The sequence below is a fragment of the Corallincola luteus genome, assembly GCF_004336975.1.
Taxonomy (GTDB): domain Bacteria; phylum Pseudomonadota; class Gammaproteobacteria; order Enterobacterales; family Neiellaceae; genus Corallincola; species Corallincola holothuriorum.
This window is the reverse complement of sequence record NZ_SJXE01000001.1, coordinates 32,897-52,339: the sequence shown is the minus strand read 5'-3', so window position 1 is coordinate 52,339 and position 19,443 is coordinate 32,897. Positions and strand designations below refer to the sequence as shown.

At 49.9% G+C, this 19,443-nt stretch carries 13 protein-coding genes; all 13 read right to left on the bottom strand.

From position 1 onward, the window contains the following. From EZV61_RS00210 to prsK, 13 genes are read right to left on the bottom strand one after another with little or no spacing between them, the layout of a single operon-like run. Nucleotides 1-2,091: an HAD-IIIC family phosphatase gene (locus EZV61_RS00210; RefSeq protein ID WP_165569483.1), complete on the bottom strand. Its 2,091-nt coding sequence runs from the start codon at nt 2,089-2,091 to the stop codon at nt 1-3. 13 nt (nt 2,092-2,104) lie between these two features. Then, nucleotides 2,105-3,286: an SGNH/GDSL hydrolase family protein gene (locus EZV61_RS00205; RefSeq protein WP_131413934.1), complete on the bottom strand. Its 1,182-nt coding sequence runs from the start codon at nt 3,284-3,286 to the stop codon at nt 2,105-2,107. 9 nt (nt 3,287-3,295) lie between these two features. Then, on the bottom strand, nt 3,296-4,720 hold the full coding sequence (locus EZV61_RS00200) for an MBOAT family O-acyltransferase (protein WP_131413933.1): 1,425 nt from the start codon (nt 4,718-4,720) through the stop codon (nt 3,296-3,298). Next, on the bottom strand, nt 4,717-5,712 hold the full coding sequence (locus tag EZV61_RS00195) for a glycosyltransferase family 2 protein (RefSeq protein ID WP_131413932.1): 996 nt from the start codon (nt 5,710-5,712) through the stop codon (nt 4,717-4,719). The genes EZV61_RS00200 and EZV61_RS00195 overlap by 4 nt, the downstream gene beginning before the upstream one ends. Before the next feature lie 3 nt (nt 5,713-5,715). Then, nucleotides 5,716-6,855, bottom strand: a complete 1,140-nt coding sequence (locus EZV61_RS00190) for a glycosyltransferase (protein ID WP_131413931.1) — start codon at nt 6,853-6,855, stop codon at nt 5,716-5,718. Continuing rightward, nucleotides 6,852-8,258, bottom strand: a complete 1,407-nt coding sequence (locus EZV61_RS00185; RefSeq protein ID WP_131413930.1) for a phenylacetate--CoA ligase family protein — start codon at nt 8,256-8,258, stop codon at nt 6,852-6,854. The genes EZV61_RS00190 and EZV61_RS00185 overlap by 4 nt, the downstream gene beginning before the upstream one ends. Nucleotides 8,259-8,263: 5 nt before the next feature. Then, nucleotides 8,264-9,397 (bottom strand): glycosyltransferase, encoded by a 1,134-nt coding sequence (locus EZV61_RS00180; protein ID WP_131413929.1) that lies wholly within the window; start codon nt 9,395-9,397, stop codon nt 8,264-8,266. Between the two features lie 4 nt (nt 9,398-9,401). Continuing rightward, nucleotides 9,402-10,538, bottom strand: coding sequence for a glycosyltransferase family 2 protein (locus EZV61_RS00175; RefSeq protein WP_131413928.1), 1,137 nt, complete (start codon nt 10,536-10,538; stop codon nt 9,402-9,404). 22 nt (nt 10,539-10,560) lie between these two features. Further along, nucleotides 10,561-12,069: an exosortase gene (gene xrt, locus EZV61_RS00170; protein WP_131413927.1), complete on the bottom strand. Its 1,509-nt coding sequence runs from the start codon at nt 12,067-12,069 to the stop codon at nt 10,561-10,563. Between the two features lie 52 nt (nt 12,070-12,121). Continuing rightward, nucleotides 12,122-13,000 (bottom strand): XrtA system polysaccharide deacetylase, encoded by an 879-nt coding sequence (locus tag EZV61_RS00165; RefSeq protein WP_170308588.1) that lies wholly within the window; start codon nt 12,998-13,000, stop codon nt 12,122-12,124. 4 nt (nt 13,001-13,004) lie between these two features. Next, complete coding sequence (prsT, locus tag EZV61_RS00160; protein ID WP_131413926.1) at nt 13,005-15,803, bottom strand: XrtA/PEP-CTERM system TPR-repeat protein PrsT; 2,799 nt, start codon at nt 15,801-15,803, stop codon at nt 13,005-13,007. Between the two features lie 35 nt (nt 15,804-15,838). Further along, a complete protein-coding gene (gene prsR / locus EZV61_RS00155) occupies nt 15,839-17,209 on the bottom strand; it encodes a PEP-CTERM-box response regulator transcription factor (protein WP_170308587.1) in 1,371 nt (456 codons plus the stop codon). A 53-nt stretch (nt 17,210-17,262) separates the two neighbouring features. Then, nucleotides 17,263-19,311 carry an XrtA/PEP-CTERM system histidine kinase PrsK gene (prsK, locus tag EZV61_RS00150; RefSeq protein WP_131413925.1) on the bottom strand — a complete coding sequence of 683 codons (2,049 nt, stop codon included), beginning with the start codon at nt 19,309-19,311 and terminating at the stop codon, nt 17,263-17,265. Between the last annotated feature and the right edge of the window lie 132 nt (nt 19,312-19,443).

The window sequence follows — 19,443 nt, the reverse complement described above, 5'->3', positions numbered from 1 at the left end:
TCAACTTCTTTTTTGGATATTAAGCCAACAAGGCATTTCCACTTTTTCAAAAATAGATTGTTGCAGCTGCCATTTATCCGAATCATCCAATGAAAAGCCGACATTGGAATATAATTGTGCACAGGGCAGGTTACGATCGCTTGCAACAAAATCCCCTAAAACCCTGTCAACGTTAGCATCCTGAGCAAGTCGAACGATTTGATTGAGCATGCCAACTTCAAGACTAAAGCCCATCGCTCGGCAACTCATGATGAAGCTGGAGATACACCACTCGGTAGATGCGCACTGCACAATAGCCACACACACGATACCTAATTCACCAAACTTGTCACCCAACTCCGCGACAAACACCTTATAGTCAGGGTTTGCCATCATTTCAGCTAACTCAGCCTTGTCATACCGAATCGTTGTAGTATTAAACTGATTGGTACGTGAAACCAGTTCACTCACCCGTTCAATATCTGCCGTTTTAGCTTCACCAAAACGCATCACTAAGGCAAGTGACGCCATCATTGCTGGATAGTCGAGTTCAGCAGAGAGGCTCTGCTTGCGGGCCACTTGCTGTTGGTACATCGCCGTACGCTTACTCGCTTCTTCGGTGCGTTGGGTGTTAGAAAACTCGAACAGCATCGGCAACTGCAACCAAGTTGCTTCATCTTCAGCATCGAGGCATACCACATCCGGCAGCTCTCTGCTGACAAGTGAACGCTCTACCGGGTTGTCGTCAATAAACACAAAGCTGTTTAAGCCTAAATTTAACTCCTGAGCGACATCAGCGATATTCTTCGGCTTCATCAACCAGTTGATTTTTAATGCTGCAAAATCATCAGGCTGCAAGGTCATCTCTTGCCAACGAATGTTTTCCTCACTGTTCTTGCTGACAGCAACCAACAACATTCCCGCTTCTTTCAATTGCCGCAGCAATCGCTGGCGCTCATGAAACTGTTCAACCTCTTCATCTCCCATGACACCGCGCCACAACGTATTATCAAAATCGAGCAGCAGCACTTTCGCCTTATTTAGTAACTGAAATGCCTTGAGTGGCTGCAGATATCTCGGCGTTAGCATTTGGCCAAACGCAGAAGTATGCGCCATCGCCCGCAATGCTTTCGGCAACAGGTTCTTTGACGCTGGGCGCCAACCCACATCTGTAACCGTGTCCCATTCGTCAATCGGCAAACAGTTCTCGGTGTGTTCAACCAACTCAGCTAAACCCTGATTCAGTTGCTTCAGCAGCTTTTTACGACCGGATGAAAGGGCGGGTAGCAGTGGTAAATGACGGCGCCAACGAGTGAGAGGTAAACCACTGGCATTGTGCAGTAAAATGGGGGCAGAGGTCAGCGTACGCAACTGAGTTAGAAAATCGCGAGCCAGCCCTATCAGCATATCAACTCTTTGTTGTAACTGTTCCGCAGAGAACTGCTCAGATTCTCGCAACACCAAGGAGTAGGCTGGAATACCAGAAAAACTAAAAAAGCTGATAGCAATCATATCGGCATGGTTATGCTCTAAAAATGCACGCACATCATCGAGCGACAATCCCCGCTGCTGAGCATTACTAAAGTAGATACATCGCATATCCAGAGTGATATTTTGTCGCGCACACGACTCAGGCAGAAACACCCGGATCTCATTCATCAAGCAATCGCCCAACGCCAACAAGCCTAATGGCGCACTCGCTGAGTCAACTAATGGCTGGTGCAAAGCCCGCCATTGCTCCCGCAGCAATACCAGCTCATCGTCGGGCAAACCTAATAAACGCTCTATCTCCGCCAGTTCATCATGCAACAATGCGCGAAAAAAATCGGCTCGCACCGCCATCGCTTCTCGATGCGGAGCATAGCGCAAACGCTCATCGAGATAGATGGCGCGCATCGTTTCATCGCCCTGCAAACAACGACACAACAATTCAACGAGTGGCGAAAGAAAACGTTCAATTAGACGACTTTTGTCGCCCTCTCTAACCCCAGAGATCTGCCACTGGGCAATGCGCTCTGCGTTGAACTGCTGAGCAAACAAAACCTCGAGCAGTGCCGGCTTCGCAGCCTGGAGCTTGTCAGCAAAATATGACGGCGCAAGTTCCATCTTCATCTTTCTCCTTTCACTACTCTGATATCCGCTCGGCGTTCTCGTGGCACGAATGCAGGATCTGACAAACCATCTCAGATTGACGTAATGCATCGGCGATCAACTGATTTGCGGCAGCTTGATAATGCACCTTATCCGGTTGAAACAGTTCTTTCTGTCGCCATCCGCTGTCCCGGAATAGCTGCCGAATATCAATAATCGAAAACTGACTTTGCAAACGCTTCACTCGCTCACCGAAATCATCATACAACCTCTGCTTCCAACCCTGTCGATATTGCGATGCATCAGGCATGGCCAAGAATATTACGCGGGTGCCCTGCTTCGCCGCTTCCTCCACAAGCAACGTCATTAACTGTTGTAACAACGCCTCTTCTTTACTGGCACCACGCGACCATAGCTTAGAAACCCGAAGCAGTTGCCGCTGTAGATAATCAACAGAACGAGACAGGGGAGTAAAATTGTGACGCTGGAACCCCTGAAAACGGCTGTAGTAGCCATCATGCTGGCGCAGTAAGGTTAACAACGACTCATTGGGAAGCGGCGACAACAACTGAGGATCAACCGATAACAGTTGCAAGCCAGCAGCCGTCGTCTCAAAACGTGGCTTCAAGTAGGGCATATAAACCTCTTTCGGCCGACGCAGAGGGATATAGAGATTCTTTAATCCCGAGACTGGATCAGGGTTGATCCCCACGATTAACAGATCAGGTTGGAATTTTTGCAGTTGGTCTCTGTAATAAAGCAGCACCTGATCCATCTCATGCAGCATGGTACCGAAATTAAATACCTCCAAGGTCGACGTGGTTAGGTACCCGGAAATAGTCTCTTGGTTACTGGCAAGATGGCCGCCATTAATCATTGAGCTGCCAGCAAGCAGTACCCGAGGTAAGCCATTGCGCTCAACGCTATAATCAGCAGTGGTACGGGCGCCAAACTGGTCGGTACGCCAGTTCTTTTGCGAAAGCTGTTGTTGGTTAATCCAGCCAACAACAGCATCAGGCTTCAGGAAGCCTTCACCCTGCAGAAATTTTTCGGTATTAACCACGGCTTCTTCGCTCAAATAGAGCTCAAAGTACCAGCGGGTAGGTAGGAGTATGGGCAAAATGAAAGCCACGCAAAACTCAACAACTAACCAAACCAGTAATACCCGACTAAGCAACGGCGCATCCAGTTTCATTTTGGTTATCAAATTCACCATGCCGTCACCCTAAAACTGAAAATAGATAAATGGCGTTTGCCCACTGGGCATGCCATGGGTGAGGGCGATCATCATCGCCACATAGACACTGGCTCTCAGCCAACTAACAGCGCGCACCTGTAATGCTCCAGTTTGCCCCGGATGCTCCTTCTGCCAGCCCAAGCCATGCTCAATGACAAACGCAGCAAAAGCGAGCCAGACAATCATCGGAAGAACAAGTGTGGTCCCCGCTTGCACACTGAACAAGCCAAGATAGAAGTCCCCAGCAGAGGTCAGCGAATCACTACGGAAAACCACCCAGAGTAGCATCACAGCTAACTGCGTCAGCGCCCAGCGCAACCACCAAGCCCGCTGTAATAGTTGCGCCAGCAACCCCTGCCCAAGTAAGTGTTGGCCAAGGTGAGTGAGAGACACCAACAATCCATGCAGTCCTCCCCAAATAACGAAGGTCCAGTTTGCCCCATGCCATAAGCCACTGATCAATGTGGTAACAGTGACATTAAAGAAATTTCGCCAAGGTCCACACTGGTTGCCACCTAGCGATATATAGACATAGTCACGGAAAAAGCGTGACATGGTGAGGTGCCAACGCCGCCAAAAATCGACAATGCTGGTCGCCAAATAGGGGAAGTTAAAGTTCTCCGGCAGAGAGAAACCAAGCATTTTGGCACTACCAATCGCCATATTGGAATAGCCGGAAAAATCAGCGTAGATCTGTACGCCGTAACCCAGCATCGCCAGCCATAACATGCCTGACGAATACCCTGCCGTATCAGCAAAAACAGGATCAACCAGGTAGACACCTAAATTATCGGCGATAAACACCTTACAAAATAAACCTTTGAGGAAACGTAATGCTCCATCCTCAAAGATATGCCACTGAAAACGGCGTGGCGCATCCAATTGGTAGAGAAACTCTTTTGCGCGCACAATCGGCCCAGCCACTAACTGAGGAAAAAATGCTACAAAAGTCGCAAAGGTGAGTAGCGATTGATGTGGCTTCAGTTTGCCGCGATAAATATCCAACGAGTAGCTCAAGCTCTGAAAAGTATAAAAAGAGATACCCACAGGCAAAATGATATTCAGCGTCTGCAGGCCCGTCTCTATCCCCATGCTGGTCAGCGTTGCCTGCAGACTATCGATAAAGAAATTGCAGTACTTGAAATAAAACAGAATGGAGAGATTAATCACTAGACTGGTGGTTAACCAAAGCTTACGTGCCTTGCTCTTCTTGGCATCACAAATTCGGTGCCCAACATAGTGATCAACTAAGGTGCTGATAATAATGAGGCTAAGAAAACGCCAATCCCACGCCGCATAAAAGCCATAACTGGCCACCAAAAGCAGGTGGTTCTGATGTCGCCGAGACAATAGCCAATAGGCAGCAAATACCGCTAAGAAAAAGAACAGATACTCTTTTGACGCAAAGGTCATCTGTCGGCTCCTAACATCGACTTCTGCGAGCTGAACCAACGTCGCCGGTAATTCTCAATCAATCCGAGCATACGACCGACAAAATAGAACTGATAGATGGCATATAACTGCGCCAGCTTCAGTAGTTCAAATTGATTACCTTCGTATTTTATAAGTCGATGTACGGCTGCCAAACCGGGGATCCCTAACAAGGCCAGCACAGATGTCAGTGCAGCAGACAGCATCAAAAGCCAAGCCTGTGGTAGCAGCGTCATTGCCAGAAGCAAGATCGGCAACAACAACACCGCTAGCGTGTATAGGTGAGTTAACCACAGCAATTTATCACTCAGCGAGCGGGCTGATTCAATCTGATAGCTGCCATGCCAGCGCTGCCTGCGCATTGTACCTATCAAAGTCTTCGGGTAGCCCAAATGCACCACAGCGCAATCTCTCAGCTGAATCACGTTGTAGCCTGCCAACTGCACCCGGTGGGACAGGTTATCGTCTTCACCGGCTGATAAGCTGACGTCAAAACCACCCAGCGCGTCAAATAGCTGTTTGGTCATGATAAAACTGCCACCCGCAAGTGAATCTGTTTCGCGGCGCGCGGAAGTTTGCTCGGTGATCCAGGCTTGCTCCACCCAACAAGCGGCTTTTTCCACCAGATAAACACCACCGACAGCACCGGTCGTCTTATCGCTTAACTCCTCTACGGCTGCGCTTAACCAGCGCGGAGCAACTTCGCAGTCACTGTCGACAAAGGCCACAATATCGCCTTTTGCCAACGCCACACCATGATTACGAACGGCGCCCACTTTGCAGTTACTTAACACCTCAACCTGGACATTAAAACTGCGCGCTATCGCTACAGTATTGTCTGTAGAGCCATTGTCGATAATAGTGATGTCAAAACGATCCGTTGGATAGTCCAACTTCTGTAGTGACTGCAGACAACGAGCGATATATCGCTCCTCGTTAAATGCGGGAATAACGATGGAAACAAAAGGTAACACGGATCAAATACTCCCTGACGTGGTCAACTGACTCGGTAACATGGCACTGTAATGTTGTACGTAAGCGCTTGCGGTATCTTCAATACTATAGCCTTGGGCAAATCGCTTAGCCTGCTCGGCCAATTGCCAGCGACGCTCGTTGTTATCCACAAGCTCTGCGACCCCAGCAGCAAGCGCATCCACAGTCAAAGATTCAAGGCAAACCGCCACAGTATGATTCAGCTTTAGTGGCGACACAGCGCCTGGCGCCGCTACCACAGGTAAGCCAAGGGTCATCGCCTCCAACGTCGCCAAACCAAACCCTTCATAGCGACTTGCAGCTAGATAAATATCACTCTGCGCCAACAACGCGTATGGATTGCACTGATGTCCCAACAACTTGACCTTGTCACTCAACCCAAGCTCGCTGATCTGTGCTGCCAGTGCCGCCCGCTGCTCGCCCTCGCCAATAATCCACAACACGAGTTGCGGAAAGCGCTTGGACAGTCCAGTCATCGCTGACACCGCAATATCAAAGCCCTTTTGCGAATGCAAACGACCACAGGAAACCGCCACTACTTGCCCCGCAGTCTTCTCAATAACCAAAGCCTCACCAGCATTATCGCCTGCCGCGGCCAACTTGATAGCCTCGCCATCAACACCATTGACCAGCGTAGTCACGGGCAAACCGTAGACCTCAGCAAACCAGGCGCTAGCCTCTGCTGACACTGCCACAGTGCGTGTATTGCTTCTCGCTAAGGCCCAGCGCTCTAACGCGCGCTTGATCCGGCTACCAATGCTCTGCTGTTTAAAATAGGGGTAACAGTTATGGATGGTTCGCAAATGAGGCAGATGCTGTTGCCTTAGCAGTGCCGTCCAAAATGAGGGCTGAAAGGAGTGGCTATGAACTAAATCTGGCTGCCACCGACGCAGATATGTCGGCAGCTGCCTGGCAATCGTCAAACCGTTACCAGTAGCAGAGAGGATCGCCCCTTCGGCAATTAAGCCGTCGAATACTTTTAGGTGCTCGGCGTCCCCTTCGCACAACAGCAAGTAGTGACGGTAGCGACGCATATCTGAGTTAGCTAACAGCGCTCGCAGCAACGCAATAATGCCGCTCACTGGCCAGTGCACAAAATGCAGGATCACGGGCGCTTTGCTCATTGCTTCACCGCCTCCTCAGTGGGGATATCAGACACCACCGACTTAAACTTACCATTGGCATTCTTTGGGATCGCTTCAAGATAATTAAATACGATCTGCATCTGCTCACCAGTGCGTTTAAGGATCTCGTACCTGAGGGCATCTTCCGCCGCTTGGTCATACTGACTATCCGTCACCAGATTAAACTGCAGGCGGTCTTTCGCGGTTTGTATGATCTGGGTTTCATAGATCCCAGCTAAGCCTTTAAATATCGGATCCATCCGCCCTAAAGGGCGCCCATCGGGAGTGACTAATATATCATCCACCCGGCCCGCTAACTGGGCTAGCTCAGGAAATGCACGGCCACATCCGCAGGACGCTGAACTCGAAGTCAAACAATCACCCAAGCGGTATCGAATCAGTGGCATCGCCTGGTTCACTAAGCCTGTGCATACCGCTTCACCGGTTTCACCTGCCGCCACCGGCTGGTCATCAGCATCCACTACCTCAAGCATGCCGTGTTCAGGATGCAGGTGCATGCTGCCATGTTCGCATTGGGAAACAAATAGCGCCATCTCGGTGCAGCCATACTGATCGATCACCGGCGCGTCAAAACTCGCCTCAATCAAGCTGCGCTGATGGCTTAATAAGGTTTCAGCCGTCGTAAATACCACTTTCGCCTTTATCCGCGGTAGCTGATGCTGAGCAATATACTTGGCTATGGGATAGATGCTGGATGGGTAGCCGACTATCTCTTCTGGCTGATAACGCTGGAGCTGCGCATAGTAAGCAGGAAGATTCGCTTCAGCCAAATGGTAGGAAGACATCAACAGGTTGCGTTGGAAACGGTCATAACGCCAGAACGGTGGAGAGCTAGCCTCCGGCGACATAATGATCCGACCGAACAGGGTCGCCCGACGTCCCAACGGTGCAACACCAAACCAATGGCGTAGGCGGCTCCAAAATGCATAATGGGCTGTACGGCTGGCAACATCAGCATAAATAGTGATTGGCGACCCGCTGCTACCACTGGTGTTAAGGGTAAAATAGTTGCCACTGGCGAGGATCCGCTCATCAACTAAAGATTGTGGGTCTTCCCGCAATACCGATTTCTCTAAGATCGGAAACCAGCTTAACGCGTTCAAATCTTTAATATCTTCGACATTTAAATCGACACCTTGCGCCCACTGCCGATAATGGGGAACATGCAAAATCGCCGTACGCGCTAAATCGACAAAACGCGCCGATTGCAGCTCGGCCATGGCAACCGCATCCAAGCGCTCGCTATGTAACAGATCCGCTAAGTGGCTGTCTGCTGCAGGGCTAAAACGCTCTTTGCGGAGCTTAAGTCCATAAGCCGTTACCAACAAATTCTGGCACCAGACCGGCGCCTGGTAGTAAAGCTTTTCCATCCACGGAGACATTTAGCTCAGTCCTCCCGCTTCAACATGTTTTGATAGAGCGTTAGATAGGAATCGGCCATCGCGACAACACTAAACAGGCTTAGCTGACGCTGTTTCGCCCGTGCCGTTAACTCATTACAGCGTGCAGGGTCATCCATCAGCTTTTCCATCGTAGCCTGCAGTGCACAAACATCTGTCGCAGGGACAAGCTCACCACACTCACCATCATTAAGCACCTGCGGAATACCACCCACCGCCGAGGCGATGATAGGGATCTCTGCGGCCATTGCCTCGAGCAACGCCATTGGTAGCCCCTCGGTCAGTGAGGGCATCACGAACAGCTGCGCTTGCGCTAAGACGCTAGCCACCTGCTCACTGAATCCCGGCAGTAGCACTGCGTCAGCAAGTTGCAGCGCCGCCACTTGCGACTCTAGCGCCGCCCGTTGGCCACCATCACCAACAATAAGCAGCCTCGCATGGGGATGATTGCTATGCAGCTGGGCGAAGGCGGCTAACAAGGTATCAAATCCTTTTTCCCGCGACAGGCGCCCCACCGCCAAGATCAGGAACTCACTATCAGCGACAAACTTTGCAATTTCGGGATTTGCCAGTGGTGTCATGTCTGCGGGCCTTTGCGTCGGCGGCGCCAGGCCATTGGCAATAACATTGGCATTTGCCAACTTAAGACCACGCACTCTTGGATGTTGTAGCGTTTGTTCACTCACAAACACCACCTGCTCCAAACGTGGCAACATTTTCCTGTCGAGCCACTCATAACACCACATGCGGCTGCCTAGCGGCGAATGTACATAGCCATGAACCGTCGTCAGACAGGGTAGACGCCAGCGACGCGGTAACAAACCCAGCAAAATATTAAATTTATAGCCATGGCTATGTAGTAAATCTGCACCGTGAGACTTGGCCAACTGAACAATTTTCTTGGCGCCAGAAAAATTTAGTCCATTCTTCATTCGTAAACATACCAGCGGTAAGCCAGCAGCTTTTGCGGCCGTTTCCAACGGTTTCTCGGCCACGCCAACATCACCGACACTGACAATGGTCGCTTTGATGCCTAGCTGGTTACAACGCCGAACTAAGCCGAGCAACATCTGCTCAGCCCCATAAAGTCCGCCGCTATCGATCAAGTGCATGATGTGCATTGACTTAGCCTACCCGAGGTTTCCACAGCACGACTTTTTCACCTTTCGCAAAGCGCAGAAAAGCATGGGCGGATGCCAGATTAATCAGGGTAAAATAGTAAGGGATACTGATCAACGCGCTACTTCCTGGGCGGTAGTACCCAACCATCGCCAAGCCATAAAAAGCCAACTGCAGCAACAGAACAAGCGTGAAGAAGCTACTCTGCAATGCCAACGGAAAGTTGACCAACAGAAGTAGCAACTGCGGAATAAATGCCAAATAGCGCAACAGCTTATGACTGAACAGCTGCCAACTAAACAGGGCATCGCGACGCGTATCAAATAGCTGACGCATATCCCATAAGCCCCACAAGGCACGTAAGCCAACACGCACCCGCATCCGATATTCTCGGCCACTGTCATCAAGCGCATCTTCACCAAGCAGCGCGGCCGCCTCGTAGACGACGCGATAGCCTTGCTCCACCACCTTAAGCGGCTGCACAAAGTCTGGCAGCTGGTCGGCGTTCATCGGCTGGTATAACGCTCGACGCATGCAATCGATACCGCCATCCACTCCCACCACTGAACCTATCTCGGTTTCCCACTGGCGCAGTGCGTTTTCATATTTCATGTAGGCGCTGCAACCTTCGCCGGTCATACTGCTTTCTGGATTACCGTAGATCATTTGACCGGTAACGTAACCGACTTCCGGATCAGCAAAGTTTTTCACTAATTGGGCAATGGCATCGCTCTTATAAACCGAGTTCGCATCAGAAAACAGCAGTAGCTCGCCTTCAGCCTCAGGCACAGCCATATTCAACGCCGATGTTTTACCCGCCCGCGGCATCTGAACCAATAACCGTACTCGGGGATCCTCCTCAGCGATTTTCATTACCAGCTCATCAGTACCGTCATCAGAGCCATCCGAAATCACGATGACCTGTAATTTATCGTGGGGATAATCCTGAGCTAACTTGTTGCGAACCGTTGTTTCGATATGCTCGACCTCATTGAATGCTGCGATCAGCACTGTCACATGGGGTTGCACACTCTCTTTTGTCACTGGCCGAGGCTTTAACTGTGCCAACCAAGCCGCGAGGGTCGGATAGCCAAAATAGATATAAAGCAACAGCGCAAACAGTAACCAAAATATCAGAGTCATGGTTTATTCAATCTCTTCTCGGTTAATAGTCATCTGCTGGGATCCAGCGCTCACTGTTTTGCTGCTGTAGCTTGACGCCATCGGAATCCAATAGCCGATCCAGCGCAGCAACCGCCTCGGCACAATCGATCTCACAGGGCAGTTGAATGGCTACCAAGGCCGCATCGTGACGGCCGCTGAATAACGCCGGTAGCTCAGCAAGCTTGGCCAGATAAGCGTTGGTCAATGTCCGCTCTCCGACACTCATCCAGTAGGCTGACAGCCAAAGTTTACGTACGCCAATACGCGGCTCCATCTCCCGGATCAACACACCCGTACCATCGCTGAGCGTACGATGATGTTGCGACAACGTCAGCCAATGCTGGCGCGCAAAAAGCCAGCGATAGGGCATAAAATCTTGCTTTGCCTGCTGCTGCCGATAGAAAAAGCGCTCAATCAACACCGGTTGCTCATCGATAGCAAACCACTGCAGCTCATGCTGCGCCCGCTCAATCGGTCGAAAATAGGCCGGCGTCATCGCTGGCATACCATCGGCAGACAAAGTGGGGTAACTGCTAATGGCTGGTGGTGCGACAAATTGTGCTTTGGCTGGTGCTTTCAGCAGCAAGGAAATTGATAGTGGAGCCGCAATCAAAATCACGCTAGCAACGAAGATACCCGGCCAGGAAAAACCTGCCGCAGAAGGCAAACCATCAACCGCGGTTGGGGCGCTGTTATCACCTTTCCAACGGACAAGAAAAAACATCAGGCTAAAAATTACGCCAAATAAAACGAAACCGTACAGTTCGTGATCGGCTAACAAACTGCTTTGCATCTCGGTGGCATAACCGATCAACACCAGCGAATATACACGGAGCCAGTTGGTCACCAGTCCCAACAACAGGCCTAACGCCAGTAGGCCTATCCGCCATCGCCAATCACGGAAGAACAGCTGACCGCTAAGTAATGAAAATGCGATACCAATAATGAGATAACGTAAGCCTGAACAACCATCAGCAACGGTAATAATCCCGCTGGGGATATGGATCTCATTAGACTGAATAAGGATAGGCATGGCGAGCATTGACAGCAGATTTGTCGTCACCACCACGGTCAAATCGATCAAGTAATCGTTCAGATGATCCCAGATAGGTACAGCAAAACAGAACAGCAACGCGGCGAAAAAGCTATGCTTTGCTAAAGCTTTCCCTCCTAGCAGGGCTAAAGCAAGCCACCATATCCACGGCAGCAACACTTGCTGTACCACCAAGATATCTGTGGCGGCAGCAACCCACCAGACCGCAACGACCAAAAGCAGAGGCAACGAAGCCGGAAGCCAAGGTCCCACAGGTAACGAACCAAATACAACACGTTGATCGTGAAACCACCAGAGGATCACAGCCATCAGCAGCAAGCCATGGCCGTAACTCTCATCAAACTCTAACCAACGATGCCATAAAGAGCCAAAGGTGGACCAGTAAAGTCCAGCCACAATCACGGCCAATATGGCAGGCAGCAGCAAGCCTAAGGGAAATTTTTTTGCCGTCTCCATGACCGCACAACTCCATTTGTCACTTTAATTAGGGCCAATGTCACGCATTGACCTACGAAGCCTGTTTGACGCTGCGCCAATCTACCACCGGATAGGTTTTATCTGGCGTTAGATATAAGTCAGCCATGCTCTGCCACTGAAAATTATTGAGCAGTTTGGATAAGCGGGGCTCCATCCGGTCTAGGTTTAGGTAGTGCCTGAATTTAGATTTTCGAGAGGCGTCAACCATGCGAGGCTGTTCTGTATCCAGCTCCCACGGATGAAAATAAAACACCACTTGCCCATGGCGCTTAGCGTGTTGCTTCAGTGCCCATTGCGAAATCATTAACGGCAATAAGCGAAAATAGCCGCCACCTGAAATAGGCAGGTTTTTTCCGCCCAAGGGCAAGGTGCTCGCAGGTATCTCAAGCAGCCCATTAGGCAACCGAAATGGTTCAGTCGGCGCGTTTGGCACACCATAGAGATCATGCTTAATCGGGTAGATGCTTGAACTGTATTGATGACCCGTCTCCATGATGATCTCATGGGCCCAATGATTGTCCTGATCAATAGAGAAGCAGGGCGCGCGGTAGCCTTGTACCGCGCAGCCGCCAATATCCTCCAGGATCCCCTTGGCGCGAACAATATCTTCACGAAATTGCTCGGGCGTTAACCCGCAAACATGTTGATGGGCATAGCCGTGACTAGCCACTTCATGTCCCGCAGCAAGGATCTCTCTTACCAGCTCAGGTTCACGTTCAGCCACCCATCCCAAAATGAAGAATGTTGCTTTCGCATCATGCTGCTGAAATAGGCTGAGCGCCTTGCGCGTGCTACCCGCCACCCTGCGCTCATAGCTATCCCACTTGTTACGATCAACGAGCTTAGCAAAAGCTTCAACCTGAAAGTAATCCTCGACATCGATGGTCATCGCACCCAGTAACTTAGACATCAAGCTATCCTTTGCCACGCACTTTATCGAGCAGAGCCAAGGCATCTTCTCGCTGGGCAAATTGGGCTGCCGCAGGCTTAGCAAGCAGGTTATCCAACACTTTTTCCGCATCCGGATTCTGCTTATTCGCTGCTAACGCTTTAGCATAATTAAACTGTATGCCTAGATCATTCGACGCCGTTGTCGCAGCTTTCGCTAACAGTTCAACCGCTTCAGCGTTTTTGCCTTGCGCCAATAAAACAGATCCCAAGGTATCCTGTACCATAGGGTTATTCTGGGCCTGGGCTAACGCTTGACGGGCAAACGATTCTGCCTCTTCTAACTGCCCTTGTTCAGAAAGCAGCCAAGCCAAGTTATTCAATGCGATCACATTTGCCGGGTTCTGTTCAACCAAAATTCGATACTGCGCAATCGCTTTGTTTTGATCTTTTGCCAGATAAATTTGCGCCAACAAGCTACGAGGCCCCTGATCTTTGTCGTGCTCTTTCAACCAGGCTTCCAGGTGACTCTGACCCTGCTCACTGTTGCCAGAGCGAACATAAGCGTGGCCAAGATAAAGTGCTCTCTGCGTTGACGGGTGCTCCCTTTGCACATTACCTAACAATCTAATGGCAGTGACCCACTGCCCCTGATGCATCGCCAGCCGTCCTTCCAGCTCAGTTAGATAGGGTGTATCAAGACCATCCGCTTTTAATGACGCAATCTCCTGCTCTGCAACCGCGATCTTGCCTGCTTTCAACTGCAAGTTAGCCATCATCATGCCGAGTAACGGTTCATTAGGTGACTTAGTCATGGCACCACGAGTAACGTTAATCGCTTTATCAAACTGCTGCTGATACTCATAAGTTTCAGCCACAAACAGTGCGGCACGGAAGTCGTCTGGTTTCTCTTCCAGCCACTGCTGATACAGTGCAAGCGTCTCATCAAGCTTACTGGCTCTGGTTAGCATGCGCCCTTTGGTCATGACCGCATCAGCGTAGTAGGGGCTGTCTGGAGCGTAACCATCAAGTAAAGCTAATGCTTGATCAGTTTTATCTTGTGACAACAAGAACTGTGCTTTAACCAAAGGACCTTGAGTAAGCTCAGGATTAGCGGCGATAGACTCGTCTAGATATTTACCAACCAAGGTAGGATCGCCACCTGCCCGTTCCACAAGAAACCACTCACGTAATAAGCGCAAGTTCAGTGGCGCATCAACCAACAGCCGCTGATACATATCGCGCGCCTTCAACACATCCTTTTGTTCCGCTGCAATCAACGCCGCTTGGTAATAAGTATTGCGTTTATCCCCTTCCAACAACAACGCACGATCTAATTCAGCAGTGGCCTTATCAAACTCTGACATACTGCGATACACCGTAGCCAACAGGTTGGCGGCGTCTATCGATTCAGGCTCTTCTTGCACCCACTTTTGGGCGACTTCTAACGCTTCTGCCTTGCGCTCGCGTTTGATCAGATTTAATGCCAGCAGCAGCTTAGCGCTCTTCATCTCTGGATTCTCATTGAGCACGGCTTCAAGGTCAGCCAAGCCCCCGGTATCATCCATTGAGAGTTTTGCCATGCCTAACCGCAACATATTGGCGGGATCACTACTGTTTCCTAATGCCCGCTCAAACAACTCCTTTGCCTGCGCGTGCTCACCACTTTTCATAAACTCGTCTCCGAGTTGGGAAAGCAAAGCGGCGCCTTTCTCATCGTCAATTTCTAGACCACGCAGGGTGTCAGCGGCTTGCTCGTGGTAACCCAGGCGGAACTGAGTGATAGCCAAAGTTTTGCGCGCTAAATGATTCGCCGGTGTTAACGGCGCGATAGCGCTTAACAATTGATAAGCTTGCTCATTGTTGCCATCGAGGAAATGACAATAGCCTGCAATCATTCGACTATTAAAATGTTCAGGAAGCGCTTGTAACACCTCGGATGTGCGTTCCAGCGCTGTTTTGCAATCTTTGCCCTCAAACGCGATCACGGCCTGGTAATAGACAGGTACCGGATGATTTGGCAAAACTTTGCGTATTTTAGTCAGTACCTCTGTCGCCTGATCGAACTGCTTAGCCGCAATCAAAGCTTCGCTTTGCAGCAAGCGATAGCCCATAATATTGGGCTCAACCTGCACTAACTGGGTAAAGATATCTGCCGCCGCTTGTGACTGACCATCGGCCAACAACAGACGGCCTTTTAGCAGCAACGCCTCAACAAAGTCAGGTTGCTCCTTTAGCAGAGCATCCAGGCTGCCAAGCGCCGCAGACATCTGATTGTCCAGAGTCTTCAGGTAGGCATCACCCAGCTGCCCAAACGGGGCACGCGGATCCATCTCATTTGCCAACTCGAACTCAAGACGAGCATCTTCCGGTTTATTTTGATTAATCAGCGCCTGACCGCGAAATATATGCAGGAAGAGACGTTTATCTGCGGGAACCTCCGACAGATCTCGGGTTAACTCCAGTAGCTCATCAATTTTTGCGGTTTGGTTAAGCACCTTGGCCAGCGGAATTAACACATCATTGCGATCCGCACCCAACTCCAACGCACGCTTTAGCTCTTTCTCTGCACCTTGAGCGTTTCCTTCAGACAGATAAGCGAGTCCTAACGCTAAACGAATATTGGCATTTTTAGGGTTCAGCTTCAGCGCGTTTTTATACTCAATAATGGCCGCTGCAGCTTGGCCTTCATTTAAGTACGTTTCCGCCGATGTCAGATACTCAGCCTCTGTTCTGTTGTCACCACAACCGGCCAACAGCACCGCTGTGGTCAACACACCCACACGCCATAAATTACTCTTACCCATACCTAACCAAGCCGCCATTATCTTCCCTCGTTATTATTCGTTATCAGCTCTGCCTACTGAGCTCTTTTATTCCGTTCATCAGTGATGTTGTATTTGTCCATCAAGGAGTAAAGCGTTGGACGGGTGACTCCCAGCAATTCAGCCGATCGTGAAATGTTGTAATCGGTGTAACTAAACGCTTTAAAGATAAGTTTCTTTTCTGCCTCTTCACGAACCGCTCGCAGATTAAACGCCATATCTTTCTCAGCTAACAGATCCAAACCAAGATCTTCGGCGCTAATCAGCTTGCTATCAGCCATAATGGCCGCAGACTTCACCTTATTCTGTAATTCACGGATATTACCCGGCCAGCTGTAACTACAAATCGCTTTAAGCGCGGTTTCATTGAACCCCAGCAAATTGCGTCCCAGCTCGCTGTTGTAATTGTGGAGGAATGAACGGGCAAGGAGGACAACATCGCCTTCACGCTCACGTAGGGCTGGCAATTGGAAAGTTATTTCAGAGATCCGATAGAACAGATCTTCTCTAAACTCGCCGCTCTCGACCATCTCTTTTAGATCACGGTTGGTGGCACAAACGACCCGAACATCGACGGGGAGTTCTGTTCTGCCGCCGACAGGCTCAATCACCCGCTCCTGCAAGAATCGCAGTAGCTTGGCCTGCAAGGCTCCAGGCATATCACCTATTTCGTCGAGAAACAGTGTGCCACCCTGAGCACACTCAATTTTTCCCTGCGTCTTCTTGTGAGCACCAGTGAACGCGCCTTTTTCAAAGCCAAAAAGCTCACTTTCTAATAGGTTTTCAGGGATGGATGCACAGTTAATTGCGATAAAAGGCGCATTACGACGAGGGCTCAGCTGATGGATCGCTCGGGCAAAAACTTCTTTGCCGGTACCGCTTTCACCAAGCAGCAATGCCGTCGCTTCGGTCGGAGCGACACGCTCGATTAGGCGCAACACCCGCGTCATTTCAGGGCTATTGCCAATAATTCCTGCTGTTGCAGGAGATTTCGACTCAACCAAACGACGATTTTCATCTTCCAAACGATGAAGTTGGAACGCACGATCGATAATGATCTGCAAAACATCCGGGTCAATTGGTTTGTGATAGTAATCGTAAGCGCCATCAGCCACGGCTCTAAGCGCATTGTCTTTATCATCATTACCGGTAACGACAATCACCTTAGTCGACGGTGACAACGCTAGAATCTCTGACAAGGCCATGAGGCCTTCAGAGGCGTTTGCGGGATCAGGCGGCAAGCCCAAATCCAAGGTCACAACCGCAGGTTCAAAGCGGCGTAACTGCTTAATAGCAGACGCTCTGTCTTCCGCAAAGACTAAGTTATATTTATCCAGACTCCATTTAAGCTGCTTCTGGATGCCGGGATCGTCGTCAACGATCAACAGATATTCTTTTTTAACCACCAAAGCCTGTACTCTCCATGTCTACTGGGCAAAGTTAGTATGACAGATCCACACTAGCTGTGAAGGGGCAAGCGCAGGGTAAAACAGCTACCTTCCCCAAGCTCACTTTGCACCGTTAAATTACCACCACAGTTCTGCACAAACTGGCGAGCATCGTATACCCCGATACCCATACCAGCGTTACCCTTAGTCGTGTCAAAGGGTTTAAACAATCGTTCGTTTATAAATTGAGCAGACATGCCGGAGCCAGTATCACTGACGCAGATATCCACCCAATCGTTATTAGTTGTAAGGCTCACCGTCACGCTACCGCTTTTGTCGGTAGCGTCTTGCGCATTTTGGATCAAATTACCAATAATGGCGGAAAAACGCTCGCTATCTACTCGAATTGTGGCATCAGTTACACATGATAATTCAGGTTGCGGTTGTTGTGACTGATGCCGTGCGACTTGTTCTTCTAACAAAGCGCACAAAGCGACCTGCCGCCGAGACTCAGGAGAGGGCGTACTCTGCTTCAACTGGTTCATAATGCGCTGCATCTTTGACACCGCATTGGTCAATGTATCCAGGCTATCATCGATAAATTCGGGGTTATGTTTATGCCTCACAGCGTTAACCACAATAAGATTTAGCTGCGCCACAATGTTTTTCAAATCATGCACTAAAAAAGCAGACATGCGGTTAAATGCATCAAACTGTTTGGATTCTGCTAAGGCTTCCGACGCTTCATGCAGACTAAGAAAAGTCGCAAGCTGATGGGTCACCGTGTTGAAGAGATCCCTGTCTTCCCAGTTGATTTCAGGTTCCCCCTCTAACCGACCTAAGGCAAAAAATCCGGTCAGCTCTTCCCCCTCGATCATCGGCACTAAGGTTTTAATTCCGTACTTATGCAGCAACGGTACATCGAGCGTCAGTTCTGGGTAACGTTCAGGGTGCTCGGAAAATTCATGTAGGTCGATAATCCAGCGACTTTGCAAACAAAACGCTTCCGCACGGATCACCTCGCTGGCAATAAGTTGCGCTTGTTCCGCAGCAATTGTTCCCAAATGGGCCTGAATAGACAACATACGGTCTGAACGACGTAAAAGGATACCAGCGGGTGCTTTGGCAACCGTGGCCATTGCATCAAGGGCTGTCTGGTAAATGCAAGCGTCATCCGCTCGCTCTGCCAATTTCTGGTTAGTTTTCAACCATTCAATTCGATAATCATAACGGTTGGCATAAAAATGTTTGGTTATAAACACTTGCACTTGGCGGCGCAGTGATTCAGACAAGAATAGGGAAGCCAGCAGAAGCAACGCTAAAGCAAAAAACAGCACTTGCCCGAGTGTTCCCCACTCGCCACCAAAAAAGCGAATGTAATAGCCAACACCAGCCATCAACAGCAGATACAAACCGGCACCAAACAACAAGGTGCTGTGATAAACCACCTGACGAGAGACGAAGATCCGCAACGATAGCTGCTTGATGCGTCGAGCAGAGATAAGTAGAAACGGCACGGTAAGGGCAAAAACGACACCTCGCCCGACCCACATCATGAGATCGAGATGATTAAACAGCGTCGCTTCCGCAAACATGGCAAAATCAAATGCAAACTGCGCCCCGTAGGCCAAACACAGTGGCTTTAATGCCCACTTCTGCTGCCGATCACCAAAGCGAAAGACTTGCTCAACAATCATTAGACCAACCACAGCAAGTGACAGATGTGCACTAAACAGCACGGTCACTGGCGGAAAACCTAGCTCAGGCATAAAGAGATCCATCACCACCAGCAACAAAGCTAGTGGCACAAATATCCGCAATAGCCGACTTTGGGCAATCAGTTGATTCAAATTATCAGACGTTTGTAACAGGCTGCCCAAAAATAAAATGCAGGCAATATAGCGAACGGCGTCCAGCGCTAACATCAAGTGATAGGGAGGGCTTGCAGTCAAACTGGCCACCGCGAGCACTAATGACCAGATCCCGCTAACCAGCGTTGCAACCACCAACAATCGTGCTGGCAACCCCTCTCTACGAGCGGTCAGCTGAAGCCCAAAAAAGAGCAGAAATGCCAAGGCGGCAAAGAGATAGCTGGCTAAATTAATATGAGCCATATCCATGCTGTCATCAACCTCCGATGTATCACAGCAAAACAGCAACGTTAAACGACGTCGATACTAACAGTAATTACTTACCAGCAATATGAGAGCATCTTAGAAACGAGAAGCAATCGTAAATAAACCACAAAAAAC